We start from the raw sequence: 24,508 nt of genomic DNA, 5'->3' as shown, positions 1-24,508 counted from the left end.
GCGTCACACCGTCCTGATACGGGGGTTGACCAGCAGGTACAGGAGGTCGACGATGACGTTGACGACCAGGAACGCGAGGGCGATGGTGAGCACGGTGCCCTGGACGAGGGCCGTGTCGCCTCCGGTGACTCCTTCGAGGATGAGCTTGCCCATACCGGGCAGGTCGAAGATCGTCTCGATGACGACGGCGCCGCTGAGCAGGTAGCCGACCTTGATGCCGAGCACCGTCAGCGGGGTGACCAGGGCGTTGCGCAGGACCCCGCGGATCACCAGGGCCCGGGGAAGGCCGTTGCCGGTCGCGGTGCGGACGTAGTCGCGGTCGAGCTCGGCGACCATCGAGGTCCGGATGAGTCGGGCGAGCGACGCGGCGACGGGGATGGCCAGGGAGATCGCGGGCAGGGCCATGGCCTGCAGCCATCCGGAGAAGGATTCGGCCGGATTGACGTAGCCGCCCGTCGGGAAGACGGGGGTGTTCAGGGCGAACTGCTGGATGAGGACGACCCCGAGCCAGAACGAGGGGATCGCGATACCGGCCATCGACAGCACCCGGGTGACCTGGTCGGGCCAGCGGTCGCGCTGCACGGCGCCGGTGACGCCCATGGCGACGGCGAGGACGATCGCGAGGACGAGGCCGAGGGCGGTGAGCTGCATGGTGACGGGCAGCGCGATCGCGATCCGGTCGGCGACCGGCTGACTCGGCGGCATGGTGACACCGAGGTCGCCCTGCAGCAGCTGTCCGAGGAAGTCCATGTATCGCAGGGGCAGTGGGTCGTTGAGCCCGTGCTCCTCGGCGAACGCGGCGCGGGCCTCGGGGGTGGCGCCGTCGCCGAGCGCGTTGAACGCGGGGTCGGCGGGGGAGAACTGCAGCACCACGAAGACCAGCAGGGTGATGCCGAGGATCATCACCGGCATGATCGCGATGCGGCGCAATGCGAGCCGGAGGAAGACAACCATCGTTCGGTTCCTAGCGGTTGGAGGGGAACCCGGGCCGGCCCCGGGACACGGGGCGGGCCGGCCCGGGCCCGGTCAGGAACGGCCGACGTTCAGGAACGACATGCCGGTGGTGGGCAGCGCGCTGAACCCGGGCAGCGCCTTGTCGTTCCAGGCGGTGGGCAGCTTGCGGTGCAGGATCGGGTAGATCGGGGCCTCGTCGGCGATGATGTCGGTGACCTGTCCCCACAGCCGCTTGCGTTCGGCTTCGTCGGAGCTGCGGGCGGCCTGGTCGAGGAGCCCGCGGACCTGCTTGTCCGGGGCGCTGCCGTCCCAGCGGAACCGCTTGGTCGGCCAGGTGCCGTCGTAGAACCAGCGCATCAGCAGGTCGGGGTCGTTGCCGAAGACCGAGGGGTCACCCGGCGCGACGAGGACCTGGAACTGCCCCTCGTCGACCTTCGCGTACTGGGCGGATGCCTGGCCGATGTCGAGCGTCGTCTTCACACCGACCGCGTCGAGGCTCTCCTTGATCAGCGGGGCGATGTCCTTGACCCAGCCGGTGTCGGTGGTGAGCAGTTCGATCGAGAGGTTGTTCACGCCGGCCTCGGCGAGGAGCTTCTTCGCCTTGACCGGGTCGTAGGTGTAGACCGTGGAGGCCTTGTGGAAGTCGGGGTGGGTCGTCTGGAGGTAGCCCTGCGCGGCGGTGCCGTTGCCCATCATCGCGGTGTTGATGATCTTGTCGACGTCGAGCGCGTAGTGCAGGGCCTGGCGGACGCGCTTGTCGTCGAAGGGCTTCTGCCGGGTGTTGAACATCATGAAGAGCTGGCCGAAGGACTGCACCGAGTCGACGGTGACCTTCTCGGACAGGCGCTTGGCATCGATGTAGGGCACGTCCTCGATGGCCTGGACGCGGCCGGACTCCAGGGCGCTCACCCGGGCGGCAGGGTCCGACATGAGCCGCCAGGTCATGGTCTTGGCCTTGGCCTTGTTGCGGCCGTTGTACTTGTCGTACGCCTCGAAGACGATCTTGTCTTCCTTGGTGGCGGAGACCAGGCGGTACGGACCGGAGCCGACCGGCTTGGCGTCGAAGCCCTTGGGGTCGGCCAGCACCAGCTTCTTCGGGACGATCTTGGCGACGGTGACCCGGGAGGGGAACAGGTCGAAGGCGTACTTGAGCTTGAACTCGACCGTCTTGGCGTCGACCGCCTTCACCTTGTCGAGGAACGGCAGGAACTGCGCCATGAGTGAGGCGTTCTTCGGGTCGAGGATGCGCTCGAAGCTGAAGACCACGTCCTCGGCGGTCACCGGGGAGCCGTCGTGGAAGGTGGCGCCGGCGCGCAGGGTCGCCCGGTAGGTGGTCGCGTCGACCTGCGTCGGCAGGGCGGTGGCCAGCGCGGGGCGCGCGACCAGGGTGGCCGGGTCGAGGTCGGCGAGGCCTTCGAAGACATGCGTGTTCGCGGCGACGGGGGTGGCACCGGACGCCGTCATCGGGTCGAATCCCGTGGACAGCGCGTACGAGATGCCGGCCTCGATCGTGCTGCTGTTGCCGCCCGATCCGGTCGCGGAACCCGTGGAGGCGGGACCGCCGCACGCGGCGAGGGTGCCGGTCAGAACGGCCGCCGTGCCGATGGCGCCGGCGTAGCGCAGGAAACTGCGGCGAGGGAATCTTGCGGGCGTCCGCTGCGACACGGGGTCCTCCTAGGACGACGTTCACTCGGAAGAAGCAAAGTCGGACGTCTGATGTCCGACTCCTTGATAGCGTGTGAACGTAGCTGGACGAGGGAGAGGGGTCAATAGGTGGCCAGTCCTGAGATTTCGGAAGTGCGTCAGGGGCGCACGACGCTCCGCAAAGAGGTCACGGAGGAAATCAAGCGCTACATCCTCGAGAAGCGCATGCGCCCGGGGGATCCTCTGCCCACCGAGGCGGAGCTGTGCATCGCGCTGGGCGCGAGCCGTTCCAGCGTCCGTGAGGCAGTGAAGACCCTGGCCGCCCTGGACATCGTCGAGGTGCGTCACGGCCACGGCACGTATGTGGGCCGACTGAGCCTTTCGGCGCTCGTCGAATCCATGACCTTCCGCGGCATGCTGAGCCCGGACGACGACTTCCAGGTGTACGCCGACCTCGTCGACGTCAGAGAGCTCTTCGAGCGGGGCAACGCCGAGCGGATCGTCCGCGCGCTGAGCCCGCGGCACCTCGACACGCTCGACGGCCTGGTCGCCGAGATGGACCGGCAGGGAGCGGGCGGCGGCGACGGCTTCGTGGCCTCGGACCGCGCCTTCCACGCGCTGCTGGTCGAGCCCCTCGGCAACGAGCTGATCAGCCAACTGACGCTCGCGTTCTGGGACGTCTACTCGATCGTCTCGCCGCACCTCAACCTCATGACCATCGAGGACGAGAAGGTGACGGTGGACGTGCACCGCCGGATCGTCGAGGCGGCACGGGCCGGCGACCCGGCCGCGTTCGTCGCCGCCGTCGCCGACCACTACGCGCCGGTGCGGCGGCGGCTCGCCGAGGCCCGAAGCAAGGCGCCCGACGCCGGGTCCTGACCCCCCACCCCACGTCCCCACACCGACGCGACTGCGCCCGCCCGGGCCGAACCGGGCGGGCGCAGTCGCGTAGGCCCCTCCTTGACCGGTCGGCCGGGGGATCCTTACAGTCCCGGGACATAAGACATCAGACCTCTTGTTCTCCCTGCCATCCGGAGGCGTTTCGTGCCGCTCACCGACCTGTCCCTGGACGACTGCCTGACGTACCGGCCCGACCTACCCGCCCCGGCGGACTTCGACGACTTCTGGACCCGTACGCTCGCCGCGCCCGCGACCGTGGCTCCGGACCTTCGCCGGGTCGACAACGGCCTGACGCTGATCGACACGTACGACGTGACGATCGCCGGTTTCGACGGCCAGCAGGTGCGCGGCTGGCTGCGCGTTCCGACCGGCGCGACCGGGCCGCTGGGGTGCGTCGTCGAGTTCCTCGGATACGGACGCGGTCGCGGCCTGCCCCACGAGAACCTGCTGTACCCGGCGGCCGGATACGCCCACTTCCTCATGGACACCCGGGGCCAGGGCTGGTCCGCGGCCCCCGGAGACACCGCCGACCCCGCCGCCGGCCCCGGCGGCACCGTCCCCGGCTTCCTCACCCGCGGCCTCCACGCCCCCGAAGCGCACTACTACCGGCGGCTGTTCACCGACGCCGTGCGTTGGACCGAGGCGGCTCGCGCACTGCCGATGGTCGCCCCGGAGCGGATCGTCGTCACCGGATTCAGCCAGGGCGGCGGCATCGCGCTCGCCGTCGCCGGGCTCGTCCCCGGCCTGGCCGGAGTGATGCCGGACGTGCCGTTCCTCTGCCACATCCGGCGCGGCGCCGAGATCGCCCCGGAGCCGCCGTACACGGAGATCGCCCAGTACCTCGCCCTCCACCGCGACCGGGTCGAGCAGACCTTCACCACCCTGTCGTACTTCGACGCCGTGCACTTCGCGGCCCGCGCGGACGCGCCCGCGCTCTTCTCGATCGCCCTGATGGACCCGATCTGCCCGCCCTCCACCTCCTTCACGGCCTACCACCGGTACGCCGCGGACAAGGCGGTCGAGGTGTACCCCTTCAACGGCCACGAGGGCGGCGGCCGGGTGCACGAACGGACCCAGCTCGCCTTCGTGCGCGACCGCATCGGTGGGCTTGCCTGACGGCGGAAGGGTCGTTGGTCGTCCGTCGCAGCCCGTCCACCACGCGGTCCACGATGTGAAGACTGGTCACCGAGTAGTCCAGCGGCAAGCGCGCCCGGGGGCGAAGGTTGATGGGAGTACGTCAATCTCGATGCGCAGGTCGGCGACCGGCGCCGGAGGACGTCACGTTCAGGAATACGCGATCTTCACCACGACGTCGCCGTTCGACGCGGCTACCGCGTAGAAAGACGCGACGTCACGGAGGACTGTCGCGAGATAGCGCGCGAACTTCTCCCCGATCTCGTCTCCGAACGCGGACTCCATCGCGTCGAGACTGTCGTTCACCCGGCGCTCCGGATCGACAGTGGCGAGGTGGTCCGACACCCTGCGTACGTCGTCGGGCCGCAGAACGACCAGGACCTCTGTCTCGGTACGCCCCAGGAACGCGCCTCCGAGGACGGGCTGGTATCCGGCCGCATGGGTGTCCGGCGACCCTCCCGTGAATGCCGCATGCACCACTTCCCACTCTTGGGAGAGGTCGAGGAGAACCCCGGCGTCCTGCGCTGCGGCGAACCGCTCCTCGTCTGACTTCAGGGGTACGTCTGCCAGAACCCTCTCGGTGCCGGCGGCCTCCATTTCCCTGGGATGGATTCGGAAAAGCCTCAGGACAACGCTCATGGAATTCTCGTTCTCGGCCCTCTGCGGCACGTGAGGGCTTTCGCCGGCAACCCGGCTGCCGGCTCTCCCGCCGCCTTCACGAAGTCCGCGTACCGCTCGCGCGTCCGGACCATTCCGATGAAGGAGGTGAGGAAGACCACGCCGATGAACACCTGGCAACCGACGACTATGGCGGACACCGTCATCGAGGTACCTCCCTGTGCGCGAGGAACAGCCCCACCAGAGGGACGGGCAGCACGGCCAGCCAGACCTGATGCACCTCGTCCCACCGAGGGCTGCCGGGATACGGCCAGACCGCTTCGAACCAAGGCAGCGTGATGACGGCGAGGCCCAGGAGCACCGCTGCCCCGATCACCGCGGCGAGCCGCTCGGGCCTCTGCCGCACGACGAACGCGGTGCAGGCGAGTCCTGTCAGCAGACAGACTGTCGCCTCCGTCGCCAGCCCGGGGGCTGCCAGCTCCGCGCCTTCGGCGAGCCGGACCGACAGGATGAGGAACGTGCCCGCCCAGACGGCGGCGATGGGGGCGGCCACGAGCAACAGCCGGAGCCACTGCCGCAGCCAGCGCGGTACCGGAACCACCATCGTCGTGGCGGAGGCGGTGTCCACCAGCGCGAAGCCGGCGGCAGCGCCAAGGAGCACCCCGGCCATCCTCAGCGTGATCGCTGCGTTGTCAGGCTCCACCGGGGAGCCCGGGGTCGTGGCCAGCGCGAGGCCGACCGAGACCGTGGCCACCGCTGCCACGGGAGTCCAGTCGACCGCCCGGATCAGCGGTCCGAGCAGCTGGCCGGAGGTACGGATCACTCGCATGGCGATCCCTTCGGCGTCTCGGCGGCGGCCCGGTCCAGATCCAGCAATGGCAGCGCCTGATCGACGGTTGTGGTGGGAGCAGTCAGTACGGTCCAGTTCGCCCAGATTCGTTCGCGGGCCCCGGACTGCTCCAACAGCTGCTTCGCATAGGCAAGTTCGGAGGGGCCGAAGTCCACGGATCCGAGGTCGGAGCGCGGCACCTCCATCGCCTTCTGCTTGCCGTCGCCCGTACGAATGGATGTACGCGTGGTCGTGGCAGCGACCGGCCGCTCCACCTGGCCGATCAGCCACAGGGCCACGACGGTGCGCGCCTGCCCTCGGGCGTCGCAGCCCTGTGGGCCCCCGCCGCGCCGGCTTCCCCATGGGAAGCCGCTGGCGGCTGCGGCCATCTGCGCGGCCAGCGCCCGCCGGGAATCGCGTTCCGCTCCGTTGCGCCCCCAGGACGTCGTCGTCAGGATGTTCTTGTCGGCGACCGCAGGATCGAGGACCCCGGTGGGGGCGCGCTGGACGATGCCGGGCAGCTGCTCGCGCGCGCCTTCCGGGACCGCCGCCACCACAGGTTCGACCGCGTCCTGCCACAGGGGAATCCACTCGGCGTACCCGGGGAACGCGCAGTACGTGGTATCGGCCGGCTTACGGCAGTCGTCGGCGCCAGTAGTGACGGATTCGGTGGACTGGCGGAGGTCACCGACGCGCGCGGCAGCTTCCGCCGCCGGGGAGTTGAGGGTCAGCGCACCAGCCGCGAGCACGACCGCCATGCCGCCCGCGGTCACGACGACGGAGGCAGGACGCCGACCGTGCCGGAGCAGGGCGACGGACCCGGCGAGCAGAACCAGCCCGACGACGTAGACCAGGTGCCAGGCAGGCGGGCGGACAGGATCGACAGCCAGCTTGAGGTCGGGGACCTGGGGCAGGAGCCAGATCCGGGGGAACTGCATCAGCGTCCAGAAGAACAGCAGGATCCCGATCGGAGCCGCGATCAGGCTCGGGACCCACCGGCCGGCGGCGATTCCCAGAGTCGTCATCAGGGCGACCAGGAGCACTCCGGCGGCCAGCTCCCCGGCGTCGAAGTGCCCGGCGGGGCGGCTGCTCACCAGCAGGCTGCCGAGCTGGATGCCCATGGCCAGCGCGGCCACGAACCCACCGGCGAGGGGGTAGGCGATGAGGACCGCCAGGGTGCGGGTCCGTGGCCGTACGGGCAGCGGCTCCATCAGCTCTACGGCCTCGGCGCGTGCATCGCGCAGGATCGCCAGGTTGGCCGCCAGCATCCCGCCGGCGCCGACCACGACCGCGGAGGTGGCGGTGTCCACGGTCTGGACCGACCAGTTGGGCATGGTCTGCCAGGTGGTGATGATGCGTCCGATGACGGTGACCAGCGCGAGCGCCCACAGCAGAGGACTGCGCAGTGCGAGCACGAATTCGGTCGTGATCAGCGCGGCGAGTGGCTTCTTCATGACCCGACCCTCGCGGCCGTGCCCAGGAGCTGGAGGTATCCGTCCTCCACGGTCGGTTCCACCGCGGAGCCGTCCGACGGCCGTTCACCGACCACGCGGTAGCTGCCGTCAGCAGTTCGCCAGTAGATTTGCGCCTTGGTCGGCCGGGTGTCGGAGGACCAGACGCGGCCTTTCGCCCCGGCAGCGAGTTCCCTCGGGGCCCCGTCGAACTTCACCGAGCCGCCGCTGAACACGATGACGCGATCGCACAGCGCGGCAATGTCTTCGGTCTGATGCGTGGAAAGCAGCACCGTCCGGTTCTCGCCCAGTCGCGAGGTGAGGGTGCGGAACCGCATCCGCTGCTCGGGGTCGAGTCCGACCGTCGGCTCGTCCATGATGAGGAAGCGCGGATCGCCGATCAGAGCCTGGGCAATGCCGAGCCGCTGACGCATGCCGCCGGAGAGCTTGCGAACCTTTGTGCCGGCGGAGTCGGCCAGGTCCACCTCCGCGAGGACACGCCGGACCTCGTCCTTGCGGGCAGCTCGGTCGGTGATCTCTTTGAGGATCGCGATGTAGTCGACCATGGAAGCCGCGGTGAAGTGCGGATAGAGCCCGGGGTTCTGCGGCAGATAGCCGATGAGCCTGCGCAGTTCCGTGCGCTGGGCGGCAGACGACGGATCCAGTCCGAGGATGTCGATCCGTCCGGTGTCCGGGGTCAGGGCGGTGGCGAGGCAGCGCATCAGGGTGGTCTTCCCCGCGCCGTTGGGTCCCAGGAGGCCCGTGACGCCCGGACCGAGTTCCAGATCCAGATCGTCGAACACCTCCTTGGCACCGTACCGTTTGCGTAAACCCCGCACCGTGATCGTGGCTTCCATGCTCAACATTTCGGTAGGTTCTCATGGAGAGAATGGTCTGAAGGGGTGTCGTGCCCTCTTCGTCAAGGCACGACACCCCCGCACCCGTACCTATCCGGCCAGTGCGGTCATTGAGCGTGTGTCAGCAGCCGCAGCCGCAGCACTCGAACTCGGTCCAGCTGTCCCCGTTGGTGCAGTTGATGTAGTGCGCACGGCGCCAGAACCAGAACGGGCAGGGCCGTCACAGTAGTTCCGGGCCTCACTGCAGGTCACGGCCGCCGCCTGGACCTCGGGAACCACCAGTCCAACCAGCTTGTCGCTCAGCTTGGCAAACGTTCTTACCTCCTGCAGATTTGTCGCTTCGAATGTCGAAACGTTTCGACCGCGTGGAGATTACTTGCCAATTGCATGTCTTTTGCAGGTATGGCAGCACGGCCCTCGTCAGCGGTGGAACGAGGTGGAGGGCGCGCACGCCGGGTGGCTGATGCACGACCGGCCCAGCCCCAACCGGTTCTGTCTGACGGCCACCGCCACAGGTGAAACCGCGTGGTTGGACAACCCTGGTCAGCCCACGTCTCCAGGATCACAGCCGACCTACGAGACGCCCCGCCTGTGCACTGTCCCTGTGGCGCATGGTCAGGATCCTCGGCCGGGCCTCACGCCGCCTCCTGGCCGCCAACTCACCAGGAGATCGACGGCTCCGGCGGCGCGGTGTCTCCCGCGCTGGGTGATCTTGTACAGCGCGGTGTCGACCCAGCGCCACGCGTTCTTGGGGGTCGGTGAGAACCGGCAGAAAGCATCCAGATCTTCGGCCGCCCATCGCGCACGAGACCCTGTCCGACGAGCGGGCGGGCGCACAGCGCGAGCCACAAACCTCGCAGCGGCCCCTGCCCGGCAGCACCCTCCCGCTCGGATGCCGAAAGACCCGGGCCAGTGTCGTCACCAGCCAGACGAGAGTCTGGGCGGCGCGCCGCCGCTCCAGTGCGGTCTGGGCGCTGGGGCGGGCTCCAAGGAGAGAGGCGAGCTCGTTCAGCAGAAGGTTCTCAGTGTCCTGGTGACGGAGGACGCTGTGGCCGGTGAGGGCTTCGACGCGGCGGAGGTCGGAGCCGATCGAGGATTCGGACCACAGCCAGGGGGCGCTGACCTGGGATCGCCGACCTATCCGCTGGCCTCGGCGCGGAACGGCGAGCCGTCCAGCACGAGCTAGACCTTGCTCCCCCTCGCCGGCGGAGGTGACGACCGTGCCGCCGGAGAGGAGGCCCACGATGGCGGCCTCAGTGTTCAAGTGCTCGCACCCGAGGACCTATGCACGTAGCAGGCACCCGGTGCCCCGCGACCGGTATCCGCTCTTCCCGAATTCGGTCGTCACCGAGTCGCCCCTGAACCGGCTGATCTGCACCAGCCACCAGGAGCGGCCTCAGCCACTGACCGGACAAGCACCCCCGGAGCCCTACCGACAAGCGTCCGACCACCTGACCGAAAAGGCGTCGGCAAGGGCATAGAAATTCGACTCGGTGTGCGGCGTGTCACACCCAGGGGGCGTGGGATCTCCATGGGACCATCGTCATGGCCTCGCACGCATATGTCACCGAAAGCCCCAGGCCAAGACGGTCCGGCCCCGGGGAGTCAGACCAAGGACGCCCGTTTCGCCACACCAATGCGAGGCGATCGCCACACGCGGAAACACCCCTCCAGGGGCGTTTCCGCAGGTCAGAACGTTTTTCTATGGTGGGGCGGGTGGGACTCGAACCCACGGCCGACGGATTATGAGTCCGCTGCTCTAACCGGCTGAGCTACCGCCCCGATCGGTGAGGCGCGTACATGTGTGCGCGCCGTCTGCCGCAGCATAGCCGCTCATACGATCTCCTGCTCCGGAAGATCGGCTCTGCTCGACCATGAAGACCGCACCGCGCCCCGCATGGTTCCCCGAGACGCGAAAAAGGACCCCGAAGGGTCCTTTTCCGTTCCGCTCCCCCGACTGGACTCGAACCAGTAACCCTCCGGTTAACAGCCGAATGCTCTGCCAATTGAGCTACAGGGGATCGCGCTCCCCCGACTGGACTCGAACCAGTAACCTGCCGGTTAACAGCCGGCTGCTCTGCCAATTGAGCTACAGGGGATTGCTGCGTTGCACCGAACGGGCCCGGTCCGGTGGTCCGGGAGGGCGCTCGCTCGCTGCGAGACATACATTAGCGCAAGCAGGGGGGTGCTCCGCCAATCGGTATCGCCGTGGGCACCACCTGGGCACCAGCGATGCGTCAGGGATGCATCAGGGAAGCTCTCCAGGGAAGGTGGTGGCCATGCGATACAAGCTGACGTTCGTCGTAGGACTCGCCCTCGGTTTCGTGGTCGGCACGCGGGCCGGACGCGAGCGCTACGAGCAGATGAAGAAGTCCGCGCAGGCGTTCGCGCAGAACCCCGCCGTGCGCAACGCCGCCGAGTCCGCCGCCCAGACCGGGCGGCAGGTCGCGGGCAAGGCCGCGCACGTCGTGGGCGACAAGGTGGGCGACCGGCTGCCGTCCTCGGTGACCGACCGGTTCCACGCGCTCTCCGGGCGCGGGGCCAACGGGAAGGTCGAGGACGACGACTGGGGCACCAGCAACACCTGAATCGCCCCGCGTGCGGCAGAATCAAGTGTCATGGGGATAGTCGCCGGACTCGACAGCTCAGCGGAGTTCACACGCATCGTCGTCTGTGACACGGACACGGGTGCCGTACTGCGGCAGGGATACGCCCCTCACCCGGGCGAACCCAAGGCCGTCGACGTCGACCCGCAGACCTGGCTGCTCTCGCTCGGGGAGGCCGCCACCGGCGGTCTCCTCGAGGGCGTGCAGGCCATCGGCGTGTCCGCGCAGCAGCACGGACTCGTACCGCTCGACGCGCAGGGCGGCCTGGTGCGGCCCGCGCTCGTCCGCAACGACAAGCGGGCCCAGATCGCCGCCGCCGACCTCGTCGAGTCGCTCGGCGGCCGTCAGGCCTGGGCCGAGGCCGTCGGCTCCGTGCCCGGGGCCGGGCAGCCGGTGGCCAAGCTGCGCTGGCTGGCCCGGACCGAGCCCGAGCACGCCCGGCGGGTCGCGATGGTCCTCCAGCCGCACGACTGGCTGGTCTGGCAGCTCCTCGGCCGGCCCGCCCGGCGCACCACCGACCGCGGCGCCGCCTCCGGCACCGGCTACTGGTCGGCCCGCACCGGCACGTACCGCCCCGACCTCGTCGAGCTGGCCCTCGGCCACCAGGCCGTGCTGCCCGAGGTCCTCGGGCCGGCCGACGCGGCCGGCACCACACCCGAGGGGCTCCTCATCTCCGCCGGTACGGGCGAGACGATGGCCGCCGCGCTGGGCCTGGGGCTCGGTCCCGGGGACGCGGTGGTCTCGCTCGGCGCCTCCGGCTCCGTGATGGCCGTCCACCACGAGGCCCTCGCCGACCCCAGCGGCATGATCACCTCCTTCGCCGACGCCACCGGCATGCACCTGCCCGTCGTCCACACCTCCAACGCGGTGCGGGCGCTGCGCGGCACCGCCGAGATGCTGGGCGTGGAATCGCTGGACGAGCTGTCCGCGCTGGCCCTGAAGTCGACGCCGGGCGCCTCCGGGCTCGTCCTGCTGCCCTACCTGGAGGGCGAGCGGACCCCGAACCTGCCGCACACCGCGGGCACGCTCAGCGGGCTGCGGCGCGAGTCGATGAAGCCGGAGCACCTGGCGCGGGCGGCGTTCGAGGGCATGCTCTGTGCGCTCACCGACGCCATGGACGTGCTGCGCGGGCGCGGTGTCGAGGTGCGCCGGGTGTTCCTGCTCGGCGCCGCGGCCGCCCTTCCGGCGGTGCAGGCGCTCGCGCCCGCGCTGTTCGGCGCGCAGGTCGTCGTCCCCCAGCCGGCCGATTACGCGGCGCTCGGTGCGGCCCGGCAGGCCGCCTGGGCCCTCGGGGTGGCGCGGGGCACGCTGTCGCCGTCCACTCCCCCGGCCTGGCAGGGCGCGGCCGCGCAGATCCTGGAGCCGGGCGAGGACCTGCCCGCGGGCCGGGCGGTGCGGCAGCAGTACGTGGCGACGCGGGACCAGCTCCACCCGGGCGCGTTCGGTGCGTGACGTCACCCGGGTCACCCGGGGGCCCGAACCCCGTTCGTAAAGTCTTCTCCAGGGCTCGCCCCGCACGCCGAAACCGAGTCGTAACGTCCCGGGCGTGCGGGCGATAGTGGAGCCGTGCTCATAAGACTTCTCCGAACCCACCTCGGGCCCTATCGAAAAGCAATCGCACTGCTCGTGCTGCTGCAGTTCCTGCAGACCAGCGCGAGCCTCTACCTGCCGACCCTGAACGCGGACATCATCGACAACGGTGTCGTCGCCGGGGACACCGGATACATCCTGCGCTTCGGCGCCCTGATGGTCGGCGTCTCCGTCGTCCAGGCCGTCTGCAACATCGGGGCCGTGTTCTACGGCGCCCGCACCGCCTCGGCCCTGGGCCGGGACGTGCGTGCCGCGGTCTTCGACCGGGTGCAGTCGTTCTCCGCGCGGGAGCTGGGGCACTTCGGCGCGCCCTCGCTGATCACCCGTACGACCAATGACGTGCAGCAGATCCAGATGCTGGTCCTGATGGCCTTCACCCTGATGGTCTCCGCGCCCATCATGTGTGTCGGCGGCATCGTGATGGCCCTCGGCCAGGACGTGGCGCTCTCGGGTGTGCTGCTCGCCGTGGTGCCGGTCCTCGCGATCTCGGTCTCCCTGATCGTCCGGAGGATGCGGCCGCTCTTCCGGACGATGCAGGAGCGGCTCGACACGGTGAACCGGGTGCTGCGCGAGCAGATCACCGGCAACCGGGTGATCCGGGCGTTCGTGAAGGACGACTACGAGGAGGAGAGGTTCCGCGGCGCCAACGCGGAGCTGACCGATGTGTCGATGGCGACCGGCCGACTGATGGCGCTGATGTTCCCGGTGGTCATGACCGTCGTGAACATCTCCAGCGTGGCGGTCGTCTGGTTCGGCGCGCACCGCATCGACAGCGGCGGGATGCAGATCGGCGCGCTGACCGCGTTCCTCGCCTATCTGATGCAGATCGTGATGGCGGTCATGATGGCCACCTTCATGTTCATGATGGTGCCGCGGGCCGAGGTCTGTGCCGAGCGCATCGAGGAGGTCCTCGCGACCGAGTCCAGCGTGGTGCCGCCGGTGAAGCCGGTCACCGCGCTCGACCGGCGGGGGTATCTGGAGGTCAGGAGCGCGGACTTCCGGTATCCGGGTGCGGAGGAGTCCGTCCTCAAGGACGTCGGTCTGGTGGCCCGGCCCGGTGAGACGACCGCGGTCATCGGCTCCACGGGAAGCGGCAAGTCGACCCTGCTCGGGCTCGTGCCCCGGCTCTTCGACGCCACCGGCGGCGAGGTCCTCGTCGACGGCGTCGACGTCCGCGAGCTCGACCCCGCGCTGATGGCGAGGACGGTGGGACTCGTCCCGCAGAAGCCGTACCTCTTCTCCGGAACCGTCGCGACCAACCTCCGGTACGGGAAGCCCGACGCGACCGACGAAGAGCTCTGGCACGCCCTGGAGGTCGCCCAGGCCGCCGACTTCGTACGGAACCTCGATGCCGGCCTGGACGCGCCCATCGCGCAGGGCGGCACCAACGTCTCCGGCGGGCAGCGGCAGCGGCTCGCCATCGCGCGGACGCTGGTGCAGCGGCCGGAGATCTACCTGTTCGACGACTCGTTCTCCGCGCTCGACTACGAGACGGACGCCCTGCTGCGGGCCGCGCTCGCGCGGGAGACGGCCGACTCGACCGTCGTGATCGTCGCCCAGCGGGTCTCCACCATCCGGGACGCCGACCGGATCGTCGTCCTCGACGAGGGCCGGGTCGTGGGCACCGGACGGCACCAGGAGCTGATGGCGGACAACGAGACGTACCGGGAGATCGTGCTCTCCCAGCTCACCGAGGCGGAGGCAGCCTGATGGCCGGTCCTGGCGGACGCATGATGGCCGGTGGTGGCCCCGACCAGCGGTCGATGGACTTCAAGGGCTCGGGCAAGCGGCTGCTCAAGCAGCTGGCGCCGGAGCGCGGCGCGCTCTGGGTGATGCTGATCGCCGGTGTGCTGTCGGTGGCGGCCTCCGTGGTCGGCCCGAAGATCCTCGGCAAGGCGACCGACCTCGTCTTCGCGGGTGTCATCGGGCGGCAGATCGAGGGCGGCACGAAGGCGGAGGCCATCGAGAGGCTGCGCGCCTCGGGCGACTCCGGCATGGCGGACATGCTGACCGGGGTCGACTTCACGCCGGGGCAGGGGATCGACTTCTCCGCCGTCGGCGAGGTGCTCCTCGTGGTCCTCGGCATCTACGTGGCGGCGGGCCTGCTGATGCTGGTCTCCACCCGGATGTCGATCAAGGTGATCAACCGGACGGTCTACCGGATGCGGGAGGACGTCCAGACGAAGCTGGCGCGGCTTCCGCTGTCGTACTTCGACAAGGCCAAGCGCGGCGAGGTGCTGTCGCGGGCGACCAACGACATCGACAACATCTCGCAGACCCTCCAGCAGTCGATGGGCCAGCTGATCAACTCGCTGCTCACGATCGTCGGCGTGCTCGCGATGATGTTCTGGATCTCGCCGCTGCTCGCGCTCGTGGCGCTGGTGACGGTGCCGGTCTCGGTCTTCGTCGCGGCGAGGATCGGCAAGCGCTCGCAGCCGCACTTCGTGCAGCAGTGGAAGTCCACGGGCGCGCTCAACGCGCACGTGGAGGAGATGTACAGCGGGCACACGCTGGTGAAGGTCTTCGGGCGGCAGGAGGAGTCCGCGAGGGACTTCCGCGAGCAGAACGAGGCGCTGTACGAGGCCGGGTTCAAGGCGCAGTTCAACAGCGGTGTGATGCAGCCGGTGATGTTCTTCATCTCGAACATCAACTACGTGCTCGTGGCCGTGGTCGGCGGTCTGCGGGTGGCGAGCGGCACGCTCTCCATCGGTGACGTGCAGGCCTTCATCCAGTACTCGCGCCAGTTCTCGATGCCGCTGACGCAGGTCGCGTCGATGGCGAACCTGGTGCAGTCGGGCGTGGCCTCGGCCGAGCGGATCTTCGAGCTGCTCGACGCGGAGGAGCAGGAGCCGGACGCGCCGACGAGCGAGGAGTTGACCGACCGCGTGGGCCGGGTCTCCCTGGAGGGCGTCTCCTTCCGTTACGAGGCCGACAAGCCGCTCATCGAGGACCTGTCGCTCACGGTCGAGCCGGGCCAGACGGTCGCGATCGTCGGCCCGACGGGCGCGGGCAAGACGACGCTGGTGAACCTGCTCATGCGGTTCTACGAGGTCACGGGCGGCCGGATCGCCCTCGACGGGGTGGACATCGCGAAGATGTCCCGGGAGGAGCTGCGGGCCGGGATCGGCATGGTCCTCCAGGACACCTGGCTGTTCGGCGGCACGATCGCGGACAACATCGCGTACGGCGCCACGCGCGCGGTGACGCGGGCGGAGATCGAGGAGGCGGCGCGGGCCGCGCACGCCGACCGCTTCGTCCGCACCCTGCCCGAGGGGTACGACACGGTCATCGACGACGACGGGGCGGGGGTCAGCGCGGGCGAGAAGCAGCTGATCACCATCGCGCGGGCGTTCCTGTCCGACCCGGTGATCCTCGTCCTCGACGAGGCCACCAGCTCGGTCGACACCCGGACCGAGGTCCTGATCCAGAAGGCGATGGCCCGACTGGCCCACGGGCGGACGTCGTTCGTGATCGCGCACCGGCTCTCCACGATCCGGGACGCGGACGTGATCCTGGTGATGGAGAACGGCTCGATCGTCGAACAGGGCACGCACGAGGAGCTGTTGTCGTGCGGCGGGGCGTACGCCCGGTTGTACGCAGCGCAGTTCGCGCAGGCGGTCGCCGAGGTCGACTGACCCGCACCGATCCACACCGATCCGAAGTGATCGACTCGCCGATGACCCGTGCCGCATGATGTGCGGCATGGGTCAATCGGTGAAGAACAAGGGTTACTGGGTGCCCTCGGTCGCCCTCCGGGTACGCATACCGGGGGCGGAGACGGCCGCCCTGCTCCTCGACGGGTCCGGACGGGTCCGCGGCGACGCGGATCTGGTCTTCGAGGGGCAGCCCTCGCACCCGTCGGGGGCCGTACGGCTCGGCCCGTCGGGGCTCGAACTCGATCTGAACGGCGTCGAGTCCGAGGTCGAGCGGATCGTGGTCGCCGGGTGGAGCCGGCACGGCGGCTTCGGGGAACCCCCGTCGCTCGACGCGGTCGCCCCGGACGGTTCGGCCGTCCTCTCGTACGTGCCGGCGGACGCGGCGGACCTGCCCGCCCTCGCCCTCGGTGTCTTCTACCGGGAGGCGGGCGGCTGGAAGTTCGACGGGCTCGGGGAGGGGTACGGCGCCGGGCTCGCGGGACTCGTCACGGCGTACGGGGTCGAGGTCACCGAGGACGAGCGGGTGCCGGTCCTCGGGCCGGTTCGGCTGACCGGCGTGGTGAAGATGCGGGGACAGGCACCGACCCCCGGCGGGTACGTGCCGGGGCTCTTCCCGCCACTTGAGCGGCCCTACCACCTGGTCGAGGGCTGGGAGTTCGGCGAGGTCTTCGAGCCCTTCACCGCCGAGGGGCACGGCCACCAGGTGATCACCGCCGACCCCTCGCACCCGGGTCCCGTCCTCGTCGAGCTGGCGCACGAGGGAGAGGGGTACGTCTCCCTCCATCCGCTCGACGCGAAGAACAAGGACGAGGACTTCGTCTTCGCCTCCGGGCTGCCCGACTTCCGGGGCAGCAAGATCGTGGAGGCCCCGAGAGGCCGTCCGCTGCGCTTCCGGCTCACCGCCACGGGCCGGTGGGTGCTGCGGGTGAAGCCCGTGGCGGCGGCCCGCCGCATCGAGGACGTCCTGCACGGTTACGGTCCCGAGGCGCTCCTGCACACCGGCGGGAACGCCGACCTGCGGATCGACTTCTTCGGCACGACCGAGATCGAGGGCGGCTACGCCAGCCTCTACACGTACGAGGTGAAGGGCCTCACGAGCTTGCCGAGCGACAACCGGCTGTTGTTCACCAGCAACGGCAGGATGCGGCGGTCGGTTCCGCTCTCGGCGGGCCCGCTGGTGCTGCGCTACTTCGCGGCGGGCCCGTGGACGCTCAAGGTCGGGGAGATCGACTAGCCAGACCCTAGTCCAGGTAGCCCCGCAGCTGGTCCGCATACGCGTGGTCCCGCAGTCTGGTGAGGGTCTTGGACTCGATCTGGCGGATGCGTTCGCGCGTCACGCCGAATATGCGGCCGATCTCCTCCAGGGTGCGGGGCCTGCCGTCGTCGAGGCCGTAGCGGAGCTGGACGACCTTGCGTTCGCGCTCGCCGAGGGTGGACAGGACGTCCTCCAGGTGGCGGCGGAGGAGGAGGAAGGCCGCGGACTCGACGGGTGAGGCGGCGTCGCCGTCCTCGATGAGGTCGCCGAGGGCGACGTCGTCCTCCTCGCCGACGGGGGCGTGCAGGGAGACGGGTTCCTGGGCGAGGCGGAGCACCTCGCCGACCCGCTCGGGGGCCACGTCCAGTTGGGCGGCGACCTCCTCGGCGGTGGGTTCGTAGCCGCGTTCCTGGAGCATGCGGCGCTGGACGCGGATGACGCGGTTGATGAGTTCGACGACGTGCACGGGGACGCGGATGGTCCGGGCCTGGTCGGCGAGGGCCCGGGACATCGCCTGGCGGATCCACCAGGTGGCGTACGTGGAGAACTTGTAGCCGCGCGCGTAGTCGAACTTCTCGACGGCCCTGATGAGGCCGAGGTTGCCCTCCTGGACGAGGTCCAGCATGGTCAGGCCGCGGCCCACGTACCGTTTGGCGACGGAGACGACGAGGCGGAGGTTGGCCTCGATGAGCTTGCGTTTGGCGATCCTGCCGAGGACGACGAGCCGGTCCAGGTCGTTCGCCAACCGGGAGTCCAGGTCGGGGGTGTTGGCGAGTTTCTCCTCCGCGAACAGACCCGCCTCGACGCGGCGTGCGAGGTCGACCTCCTCCTCGGCGGTGAGCAGCGGGATGCGGCCGATCTCGCGGAGGTACTGGCGGAAGAGGTCGGAGGAGGGCCCGTTGCCGCCGGGGTCGGCGCGGCGGCGTTGGGGGGGTATCTCCGGCGGCTCGTCCGGAGCGGTGGGGGACGGCTCCTGCGACACGGTCCGGGTCTCGGTCTGCACGGCGGGCGACCTCCAGGGGGGTGATCGCTGCCGGTCCGGGGGCGTAGGGCAGCGGGACGACACCGCTCCCCAGTGTGGGGTACGACACAGTGAGCCCACGAGGGGCGTGCGGTGACTTTTTGAGACCGGGGCGTGACTGACCGTGCGTCAGAGGGCGGCGGCGCCGTTGTTCCGCAGGGACTGGCCGTACTGGGTGAGGACCCAGAGTTCGTTCTGGACGGCGGCGAGCCGCTCGGGGTCGCCCTGGGGGCCGAGGCGGGCCAGGGTGCCCTGGACCTCGCGGATGCGGCGGTCGACGGCGCGGAGCCGGACGGTGACGAGCTGGTCGCCGGCGTAGGCCTCGTCGACGGTCTTGGCGAAGATCGTCTCGACGGCGAGTTCGGTGACGAGGGCGCGGACGGTGTCGTTGGGCGCGGCCTCGCGGACGGTGTCGAGGTAGTCGGAGGGGGCTCCGGTGGCGCCGCCGGCGTCCTGGACGCACTGGCGGACGGAGGCGTAGGGCGGGGCGGTGAACTCGTCGACCCCGTAGGCGTCGAAGGCCGGGGAGACGAGCTCGGGGCGCTGGAGGGCGAGCTTGAGGAGTTCGCGCTCGGTGCGGTGGGCGGGGCTGCGCAGGTTGAGCGCGGGGCCGGAGGAGGAGGAGGAGGAGGCCGCCGTGGCCGGGGCGGCGGTGTCGTAGCCGCGCTGCGGGGTCTGCTGCCGCTCGGGGCCCTTGCCGCCGCGGTCGCGGGCCCAGCGGGCGAGCTGGGCGACCCGCTTGACGACGAACTGGGTGTCGAGGATGCCGAGCATCCCGGCGAGCTGGACGGCGACCTCGTGCTGGGCGCCGATGTTCTTGATCCGGGCGACGACGGGCGCGGCCTCGTCGAGGGCGGCGGCGCGGCCGGCCGGGGTCTCCAGGTCGTACCGCTTCACGATCTGGCGGAGCGCGAACTCGAAGAGCGGGGTGCGGGGCTGGACGAGGTCGGCGACGGCCTCGTCGCCCTTGGCGAGCCGCAGGTCGCAGGGGTCCATGCCGTCGGGGGCGATGGCGATGTACGTCTCGGCGGCGAACTTCTGGTCGTCCTCGAAGGCGCGCAGGGCTGCCTTCTGGCCGGCGGCGTCGCCGTCGAAGGTGAAGATGACGCGGGCCGAGCCGTTGTCCATGAGGAGCCGGCGGAGGATCTTGATGTGGTCGCCGCCGAAGGCGGTGCCGCAGGTGGCGATGGCGGTGGTGACCCCGGCGAGGTGGCAGGCCATGACGTCGGTGTAGCCCTCGACGACGACGGCACGGCTGACCTTGGCGATGTCCTTCTTGGCCAGGTCGATGCCGTAGAGCACCTGGGACTTCTTGTAGATCGGGGTCTCGGGCGTGTTGAGGTACTTGGGCCCGTTGTCGTCGTCGCGGAGCTTGCGCGCGCCGAAGCCGACGATCTCTCCGCCGACGTCCTTGATCGGCCACATGAGGCGGCCGCGGAAGCGGTCGATGGGGCCGCGGCGGCCGTCCTGGGAGAGCCCGGAGAGGATCAGCTCCTTGTCGGAGAAGCCCTTGCCGCGCAGGAAGCGGGTGAGGTGGTCCCAGCCGGCCGGGGAGTAGCCGACGCCGAAGTGGGCGGCGGCGGCCTGGTCGAAGCCGCGCTCGGCGAGGAACTTCCGGCCGATCTCGGCCTCGGGCGAGTCGAGTTGGTCGACGTAGAACTGGGCGGCGACCTTGTGGGCCTCGACCAGGCGGATGCGCTCGCCGCGCTGGTGGCCGGGGTTGTAGCCGCCCTCCTCGTACCGCAGGGTGATGCCCGCCTTGGCGGCGAGGCGCTCGACCGTCTCCGAGAAGGAGAGGTGGTCGATCTTCATCACGAAGGCGATGGTGTCGCCGCCCTCCTGGCAGCCGAAGCAGTGGAAGAGTCCCTTGCTGGGGCTGACCTGGAAGGAGGGCGACTTCTCGTCGTGGAAGGGGCAGAGACCCTTGAGGTTTCCGCCGCCCGCGTTGCGGAGCTGGAGGTACTCGGACACGACGGCGTCGATCGGGACCGCGTCCCGGACCGCCTTCACGTCGTCATCGTTGATCCTGCCTGCCACGCATGAAGTGTACGGGGGTCCGGGGGTCGCCCCCCGGGGATGTGGCGGTCAGGTGACTCGCACCGATCAGATCAGGCTCTCCAGGGGCACGGAGGCGTCGGCGAGGGCCTCCGGGTCCACGGCCGTACGGGAGCGGATGAGCTTCTGGATGGGGTCTGTGACGTCCCACACATTCACGTTCATCCCGGCGAGGACCCGGCCCTCCTTGAGCCAGAAGGCGATGAACTCGCGCTTTCCGGTGTCGCCGCGGACCACGACCTGGTCGTACGTGCCGGGGGGTGCCCAGCCGGAGTACTCCATGCCCAGGTCGTACTGGTCGGAGAAGAAGTAGGGGACGCGGTCGTAGGAGACGTGCTGTCCGAGCATGGCGCGGGCGGCGGCGGGGCCGCCGTTGAGGGCGTTGGCCCAGTGCTCGACGCGGAGCCGGGTGTGGAGCAGCGGGTGGTGGGCGGCGGCCACGTCGCCGGCGGCGTAGACGTCGGGGTCGGAGGTGCGCAGGGACTCGTCGACGGCGATGCCGCCGCCGTCGGCCCGGTCGACGAGGGCGAGCCCGGAGTTCTCGGCGAGGGCGGTGCGGGGGGCGGCGCCGATGGCGGCGAGCACGGCGTGTGCCGGGTGCTCCTCGCCGTCGTCGGTGCGGACGGCGAGGACCATTCCGTCCTGGCCGACGATCTCGGTGAGCCGGGCGCCGAAGTGGAAGCGGACGCCGTGGTCGGTGTGCAGGTCGGCGAAGAGCTGGCCGAGCTCGGGGCCGAGGACGCGGTGGAGCGGTGTGGGGTCGGACTCGACGACGGTGACCTCGGCGCCGTAGCCGCGGGCGGCGGCGGCGACCTCCAGGCCGATCCAGCCGGCGCCGGCGATCACCAGGTGGCCGTTGTCGCGGCCGAGGGAGGCGAGGACCTGGCGGAGCCGGTCGGCGTGGGCGAGCCGGCGCAGATGGTGGACGCCGGCGAGCTCGGTGCCGGGGACGTCGAGGCGGCGGGGCTCGGCGCCGGTGGCGAGGAGCAGCTTGTCGTAGCGGATGACGGTGCCGTCGCCGAGGCGCACGGTGCGGGCCTCGCGGTCGACGGCGGTGACGGACTGCCCGAGGTGCAGTTCGATGTCGTGGCCCGCGTACCAGGCGGCCTCGTGGACGAAGGCGCTGTCACGTTCCTTCGCGCCGGTCAGGTACCCCTTGGAGAGGGGTGGGCGCTCGTAGGGGTGGTCGCGTTCGTCGCCGATGAGGATCACCCGGCCGTTGAACCCCTCGGCGCGCAGGGTCTCCGCCGCTTTGGCCCCTGCCAGGCCCCCGCCGACGATGACAAAGGTCTGATCTGCGTCGACCACGTCGTTTCCTCCTCTTTGCGACCGCTTCCAACCTACGCCCCCGGGCGTTCGTCGGGCCGTACCGCCCGGGCCGTGCATGCGAGCGTCCCGCACGGACGCCGGGGGCGGAAGAGGGTGTCAGGAGTGGTGCGGCCGGAGGCGGGCGTGGAGGGCGCGGGCGGAGGCGTCGGTGAGGGAGGCGATCTGGTCGACGATGACGCGCTTGCGGGCCCGGTCGTCGCGCGCCTGGTCGAACAGGGACCGGAACTGGGGTTCGAGTCCGTCGGGGGCGCGGGCGACGAGGGCCTCGGCGAGTTCGGCGACGACGATGCGCTGGTCGGCGCGGAGCGCCTCCTGTTCGGCGCGCTGCATCACGTACCGGTCGGCGACGGCCTTGAGGACGGCGCACTCGTTACGGGTCTCCCGGGGGACGACCAGTTCGGCGCCGTAGCGGGTGAGCCGGCCCGAGCCGTACGCGCTCCGGGTGGCGCCCTCGGCGGCGAGGGCGAACCGGCCGATGAGCTGGCTGGTGGCGTCCTTGAGGCGGGCCTGGGCGACGGCCGAGCCGTCGTAGCCGTGCGGCCACCACTCCTGGTCGACGAGCCGGTCGAGGGCCTCGGCGAGCTCCTGCGGGTCGGTGTCCTCGGGGACGTAGCGGCCGATGGCGACGGCGGCGATGTCGGCGCGCTCGGGCTCGGCGAGCAGGAGGTTGGGGTCGATGTGCCCGGCGTGCAGGCCGTCCTCGAAGTCGTGGACCGAGTAGGCCACGTCGTCGGACCAGTCCATGACCTGGGCCTCGAAGCACTTGCGGTGGCCGGGGGCGCCCTGCCGGATCCAGGCGAAGACCGGCAGGTCGTCCTCGTAGACGCCGAACTTGGACGAGCCGGGGTCGTCGGGGTGGCCGCCGCGCGGCCACGGGTACTTGGTGGCGGCGTCGAGGGCGGCGCGGGTGAGGTTGAGCCCGACGCTGACGAGCTCCCCTTCGGCGTCCTTCACGAAGCGCTTGGGCTCGATCCGGGTGAGGAGGCGGAGCGACTGGGCGTTCCCCTCGAAGCCGCCGCAGTCCTTGGCGACGTCGTTGAGCGCCTGCTCGCCGTTGTGCCCGAAGGGCGGGTGGCCCATGTCGTGGGAGAGGCAGGCGGCCTCGACGAGGTCGGGGTCGCAGCCGAGGGCGGCGCCGAGCTCCCGGCCGACCTGGGCGCACTCCAGGGAGTGGGTGAGCCGGGTGCGGGGGCTGGCGTCCCAGGCGTGGCCCCGGGTGCCGGGAGTGACGACCTGGGTCTTGCCGGCGAGCCTGCGGAGCGCGGCGGAGTGCAGCACGCGGGCGCGGTCGCGCTGGAAGGCGGTGCGCCCGGGGCGTTTGTCGGGCTCGGCGGCCCAGCGGTCGGTCGCGTCGGCGTCGTAGCCGGGGGTGCCGGTGGCGTCGGCGGTGTCGGTGAGGTCCGGGCTGCCCTTGGGGTCTGCGCTGTCTGCGATGCCTTCCATGCACCGAAGGTAACCGGAGGGACCGACAGAAGCGCTCAGACGGTGGCGAGTTCCCGCTCCCGGGTGGTGGCGCGGAGAGCCCGGTCGTAGCGGTGCAGGACCAGACGGGCGAGGGCCGGGTGGGCGCCGAGGGGCGCGGAGGCGATCCAGGGGGCGTCGGCGGCGGCGCGGGTGGCGAAGAGGCCGGGGGCGGTGAAGCAGGAGGCCACGGCGATCCGGTGGCGGCCCCGGGCGGCGAGGGCGCGGACGGCTTCGGCCACGGTGGGCGCGGCGGCGGAGGCGTAGGCGGGGACGACGGGGACGCCGCCGAGCCGCTCGCCGAGCCGGGCGGCGATCCGGCGGAGCTCGGCGCCGGAGCGGGGGTCGCGGGATCCGGCGGAGGCGAGGACGACCGCGGCGGCCTGTGAGATGCCGTCCTCGGGGGCCCAGCCGGCGTGCGCGAGCCGGTCGGCGAGGGCCTCGACGAGCAGCGGGTGCGCGCCGAGCGGCTCGGCCACGCGGGCGCGGAGTCCGGGCACGGCGGCGAGGGCGGCGGGCAGGTCGTGGGTGACGTGGTGGCCGGGGGCGAAGAGCAGGGGGACGAGGACGGCGTCCCGGCCTTCGGCGGCGAGCTCGGCGAGGGTGACGTCGAGGAGCGGGGTGTTCAGCTCGATGTGCGCGAGCCGTACGTCGAGGCCGGGGCGGAGTTCCCTGACCCGTTCGAGGAGTCGGGCGAGGGTGGCGCGGGCGCGGGGGTCCCGGCTGCCGTGGCCGACGGCGACGAGGGTGGGCGCGGGCGGGGCCGCGGGCGGGGTCAGGTGCGGTCTCGGGGGGAGGTGGCCGAGCTGCTCGCCGAGCTGCTCGGTGATCCTGCCGAGCAGCCCGGCGGCGGTGGCGTACGTGCTGTCCGGCTCCGTCATGCACCGATCCTGCGGGGCGCAGGTTGCCTGCCCGTTGCACGGGGGTCACGACTGTTTTCCATGCCCTCACGCGCGTGTTTCGGTGCCCTCACGCGCGTGCCCCGGCGAATGTCAGGGCGGTGCCAGGCGGTGTCGGTCGGTGTCAGGGCGGTGCCAGGCGGTGTCAGGTCGGTGCCAGGTGGCGTCAGGCGGCGTCAGGCGGCGTCAGGGCGGTCGGCGTCACCCACTCCACATACCTCCCCTGCCCCCTTTCCCGATTCCGAATCA

At 70.6% G+C, this 24,508-nt stretch carries 19 protein-coding genes, 3 tRNA genes and 1 pseudogene; 7 read left to right on the top strand and 16 right to left on the bottom strand.

The window, feature by feature from the left end; genetic code table 11:
* Positions 1-3: 3 nt before the first annotated feature.
* Both N5875_RS26520 and N5875_RS26515 read right to left on the bottom strand, forming a co-directional pair.
* Complete coding sequence (locus tag N5875_RS26520; protein WP_318211058.1) at positions 4-954, bottom strand: ABC transporter permease; 951 nt, start codon at positions 952-954, stop codon at positions 4-6.
* Positions 955-1,026: 72 nt separating this feature from the next.
* Positions 1,027-2,619: an ABC transporter substrate-binding protein gene (locus N5875_RS26515; protein WP_338496570.1), complete on the bottom strand. Its 1,593-nt coding sequence runs from the start codon at positions 2,617-2,619 to the stop codon at positions 1,027-1,029.
* Positions 2,620-2,742: 123 nt separating this feature from the next.
* Between N5875_RS26515 and N5875_RS26510 the strand changes: the two genes are divergently transcribed.
* On the top strand, positions 2,743-3,477 hold the full coding sequence (locus N5875_RS26510) for a FadR/GntR family transcriptional regulator (RefSeq protein ID WP_338499263.1): 735 nt from the start codon (positions 2,743-2,745) through the stop codon (positions 3,475-3,477).
* Between the two features lie 165 nt (positions 3,478-3,642).
* On the top strand, positions 3,643-4,614 hold the full coding sequence (locus N5875_RS26505) for an acetylxylan esterase (RefSeq protein WP_338496568.1): 972 nt from the start codon (positions 3,643-3,645) through the stop codon (positions 4,612-4,614).
* Positions 4,615-4,782: 168 nt separating this feature from the next.
* Here the strand turns inward: N5875_RS26505 and N5875_RS26500 are convergent, their stop codons facing one another.
* The 9 genes and pseudogenes from N5875_RS26500 to N5875_RS26460 form a co-directional block, all read right to left on the bottom strand.
* Entirely contained in the window at positions 4,783-5,271 is a 489-nt protein-coding gene (locus N5875_RS26500) for a DUF1877 family protein (protein ID WP_338496567.1), read from the bottom strand.
* Positions 5,268-5,456, bottom strand: a complete 189-nt coding sequence (locus N5875_RS26495; RefSeq protein WP_338496564.1) for a hypothetical protein — start codon at positions 5,454-5,456, stop codon at positions 5,268-5,270. The genes N5875_RS26500 and N5875_RS26495 overlap by 4 nt, the downstream gene beginning before the upstream one ends.
* Positions 5,453-6,079, bottom strand: a complete 627-nt coding sequence (locus N5875_RS26490; RefSeq protein ID WP_338496562.1) for a hypothetical protein — start codon at positions 6,077-6,079, stop codon at positions 5,453-5,455. The genes N5875_RS26495 and N5875_RS26490 overlap by 4 nt, the downstream gene beginning before the upstream one ends.
* Positions 6,070-7,533 carry a hypothetical protein gene (locus N5875_RS26485; protein ID WP_338496560.1) on the bottom strand — a complete coding sequence of 488 codons (1,464 nt, stop codon included), beginning with the start codon at positions 7,531-7,533 and terminating at the stop codon, positions 6,070-6,072. The genes N5875_RS26490 and N5875_RS26485 overlap by 10 nt, the downstream gene beginning before the upstream one ends.
* Positions 7,530-8,387, bottom strand: coding sequence for an ABC transporter ATP-binding protein (locus N5875_RS26480; protein ID WP_338496558.1), 858 nt, complete (start codon positions 8,385-8,387; stop codon positions 7,530-7,532). The genes N5875_RS26485 and N5875_RS26480 overlap by 4 nt, the downstream gene beginning before the upstream one ends.
* 660 nt (positions 8,388-9,047) lie before the next feature.
* A pseudogene (locus N5875_RS26475) lies at positions 9,048-9,179 on the bottom strand (VapC toxin family PIN domain ribonuclease); the annotation flags it as partial.
* Between the two features lie 913 nt (positions 9,180-10,092).
* Positions 10,093-10,169 (bottom strand) — tRNA-Ile (locus N5875_RS26470).
* 166 nt (positions 10,170-10,335) lie between these two features.
* Positions 10,336-10,408, bottom strand: a tRNA-Asn gene (locus N5875_RS26465).
* A gap of 5 nt (positions 10,409-10,413) precedes the next feature.
* Positions 10,414-10,486, bottom strand: a tRNA-Asn gene (locus N5875_RS26460).
* 180 nt (positions 10,487-10,666) lie between these two features.
* Here N5875_RS26460 and N5875_RS26455 point away from each other — a divergent pair.
* From N5875_RS26455 to N5875_RS26435, 5 genes are all read left to right on the top strand, one after another.
* Positions 10,667-10,975, top strand: a complete 309-nt coding sequence (locus N5875_RS26455; protein ID WP_338496556.1) for a YtxH domain-containing protein — start codon at positions 10,667-10,669, stop codon at positions 10,973-10,975.
* Positions 10,976-11,005: 30 nt separating this feature from the next.
* A complete protein-coding gene (locus tag N5875_RS26450; protein ID WP_318211070.1) occupies positions 11,006-12,445 on the top strand; it encodes an FGGY family carbohydrate kinase in 1,440 nt (479 codons plus the stop codon).
* 114 nt (positions 12,446-12,559) lie between these two features.
* Positions 12,560-14,293 (top strand): ABC transporter ATP-binding protein, encoded by a 1,734-nt coding sequence (locus N5875_RS26445; protein ID WP_338496553.1) that lies wholly within the window; start codon positions 12,560-12,562, stop codon positions 14,291-14,293.
* Entirely contained in the window at positions 14,293-16,218 is a 1,926-nt protein-coding gene (locus N5875_RS26440; RefSeq protein WP_338496551.1) for an ABC transporter ATP-binding protein, read from the top strand. The genes N5875_RS26445 and N5875_RS26440 overlap by 1 nt, the downstream gene beginning before the upstream one ends.
* A 67-nt stretch (positions 16,219-16,285) precedes the next feature.
* Positions 16,286-17,473: a TerD family protein gene (locus N5875_RS26435; protein WP_338496548.1), complete on the top strand. Its 1,188-nt coding sequence runs from the start codon at positions 16,286-16,288 to the stop codon at positions 17,471-17,473.
* Between the two features lie 7 nt (positions 17,474-17,480).
* Here N5875_RS26435 and N5875_RS26430 read toward each other — a convergent pair whose 3' ends face one another.
* From N5875_RS26430 to N5875_RS26410, 5 genes are all read right to left on the bottom strand, one after another.
* A complete protein-coding gene (locus N5875_RS26430; RefSeq protein WP_338496546.1) occupies positions 17,481-18,560 on the bottom strand; it encodes a sigma-70 family RNA polymerase sigma factor in 1,080 nt (359 codons plus the stop codon).
* A gap of 84 nt (positions 18,561-18,644) precedes the next feature.
* Positions 18,645-20,552 carry a DNA primase gene (dnaG, locus tag N5875_RS26425; protein ID WP_338496544.1) on the bottom strand — a complete coding sequence of 636 codons (1,908 nt, stop codon included), beginning with the start codon at positions 20,550-20,552 and terminating at the stop codon, positions 18,645-18,647.
* Between the two features lie 66 nt (positions 20,553-20,618).
* The gene (locus N5875_RS26420; RefSeq protein WP_318211076.1) at positions 20,619-21,878 is read right to left on the bottom strand and encodes an FAD-dependent oxidoreductase; all 1,260 of its coding nucleotides are present in this window, start codon (positions 21,876-21,878) and stop codon (positions 20,619-20,621) included.
* Positions 21,879-21,995: 117 nt separating this feature from the next.
* Complete coding sequence (locus N5875_RS26415; protein ID WP_338496543.1) at positions 21,996-23,342, bottom strand: deoxyguanosinetriphosphate triphosphohydrolase; 1,347 nt, start codon at positions 23,340-23,342, stop codon at positions 21,996-21,998.
* Between the two features lie 35 nt (positions 23,343-23,377).
* Entirely contained in the window at positions 23,378-24,241 is an 864-nt protein-coding gene (locus tag N5875_RS26410; protein ID WP_338496540.1) for a sirohydrochlorin chelatase, read from the bottom strand.
* Between the last annotated feature and the right edge of the window lie 267 nt (positions 24,242-24,508).

Source organism: Streptomyces sp. SJL17-4, assembly GCF_036826855.1.
GTDB lineage: Bacteria > Actinomycetota > Actinomycetes > Streptomycetales > Streptomycetaceae > Streptomyces.
Note: the sequence above shows the minus strand (reverse complement) of the source record. Positions and strands in the feature narration are given on the sequence as shown.

Coding starts and splice junctions, on each gene's coding strand:
- N5875_RS26490 (WP_338496562.1), bottom strand. CDS start 6,079: ATGCGAGTGATCCGTACCTCCGGCCAGCTGCTCGGACCGCTGATCCGG.
- N5875_RS26410 (WP_338496540.1), bottom strand. CDS start 24,241: ATGACGGAGCCGGACAGCACGTACGCCACCGCCGCCGGGCTGCTCGGC.
- N5875_RS26485 (WP_338496560.1), bottom strand. CDS start 7,533: ATGAAGAAGCCACTCGCCGCGCTGATCACGACCGAATTCGTGCTCGCA.
- N5875_RS26435 (WP_338496548.1), top strand. CDS start 16,286: ATGGGTCAATCGGTGAAGAACAAGGGTTACTGGGTGCCCTCGGTCGCC.
- N5875_RS26495 (WP_338496564.1), bottom strand. CDS start 5,456: ATGACGGTGTCCGCCATAGTCGTCGGTTGCCAGGTGTTCATCGGCGTG.
- N5875_RS26440 (WP_338496551.1), top strand. CDS start 14,293: ATGGCCGGTCCTGGCGGACGCATGATGGCCGGTGGTGGCCCCGACCAG.
- N5875_RS26480 (WP_338496558.1), bottom strand. CDS start 8,387: ATGGAAGCCACGATCACGGTGCGGGGTTTACGCAAACGGTACGGTGCC.
- N5875_RS26500 (WP_338496567.1), bottom strand. CDS start 5,271: ATGAGCGTTGTCCTGAGGCTTTTCCGAATCCATCCCAGGGAAATGGAG.
- N5875_RS26455 (WP_338496556.1), top strand. CDS start 10,667: ATGCGATACAAGCTGACGTTCGTCGTAGGACTCGCCCTCGGTTTCGTG.
- N5875_RS26415 (WP_338496543.1), bottom strand. CDS start 23,342: ATGGAAGGCATCGCAGACAGCGCAGACCCCAAGGGCAGCCCGGACCTC.
- N5875_RS26520 (WP_318211058.1), bottom strand. CDS start 954: ATGGTTGTCTTCCTCCGGCTCGCATTGCGCCGCATCGCGATCATGCCG.
- N5875_RS26450 (WP_318211070.1), top strand. CDS start 11,006: ATGGGGATAGTCGCCGGACTCGACAGCTCAGCGGAGTTCACACGCATC.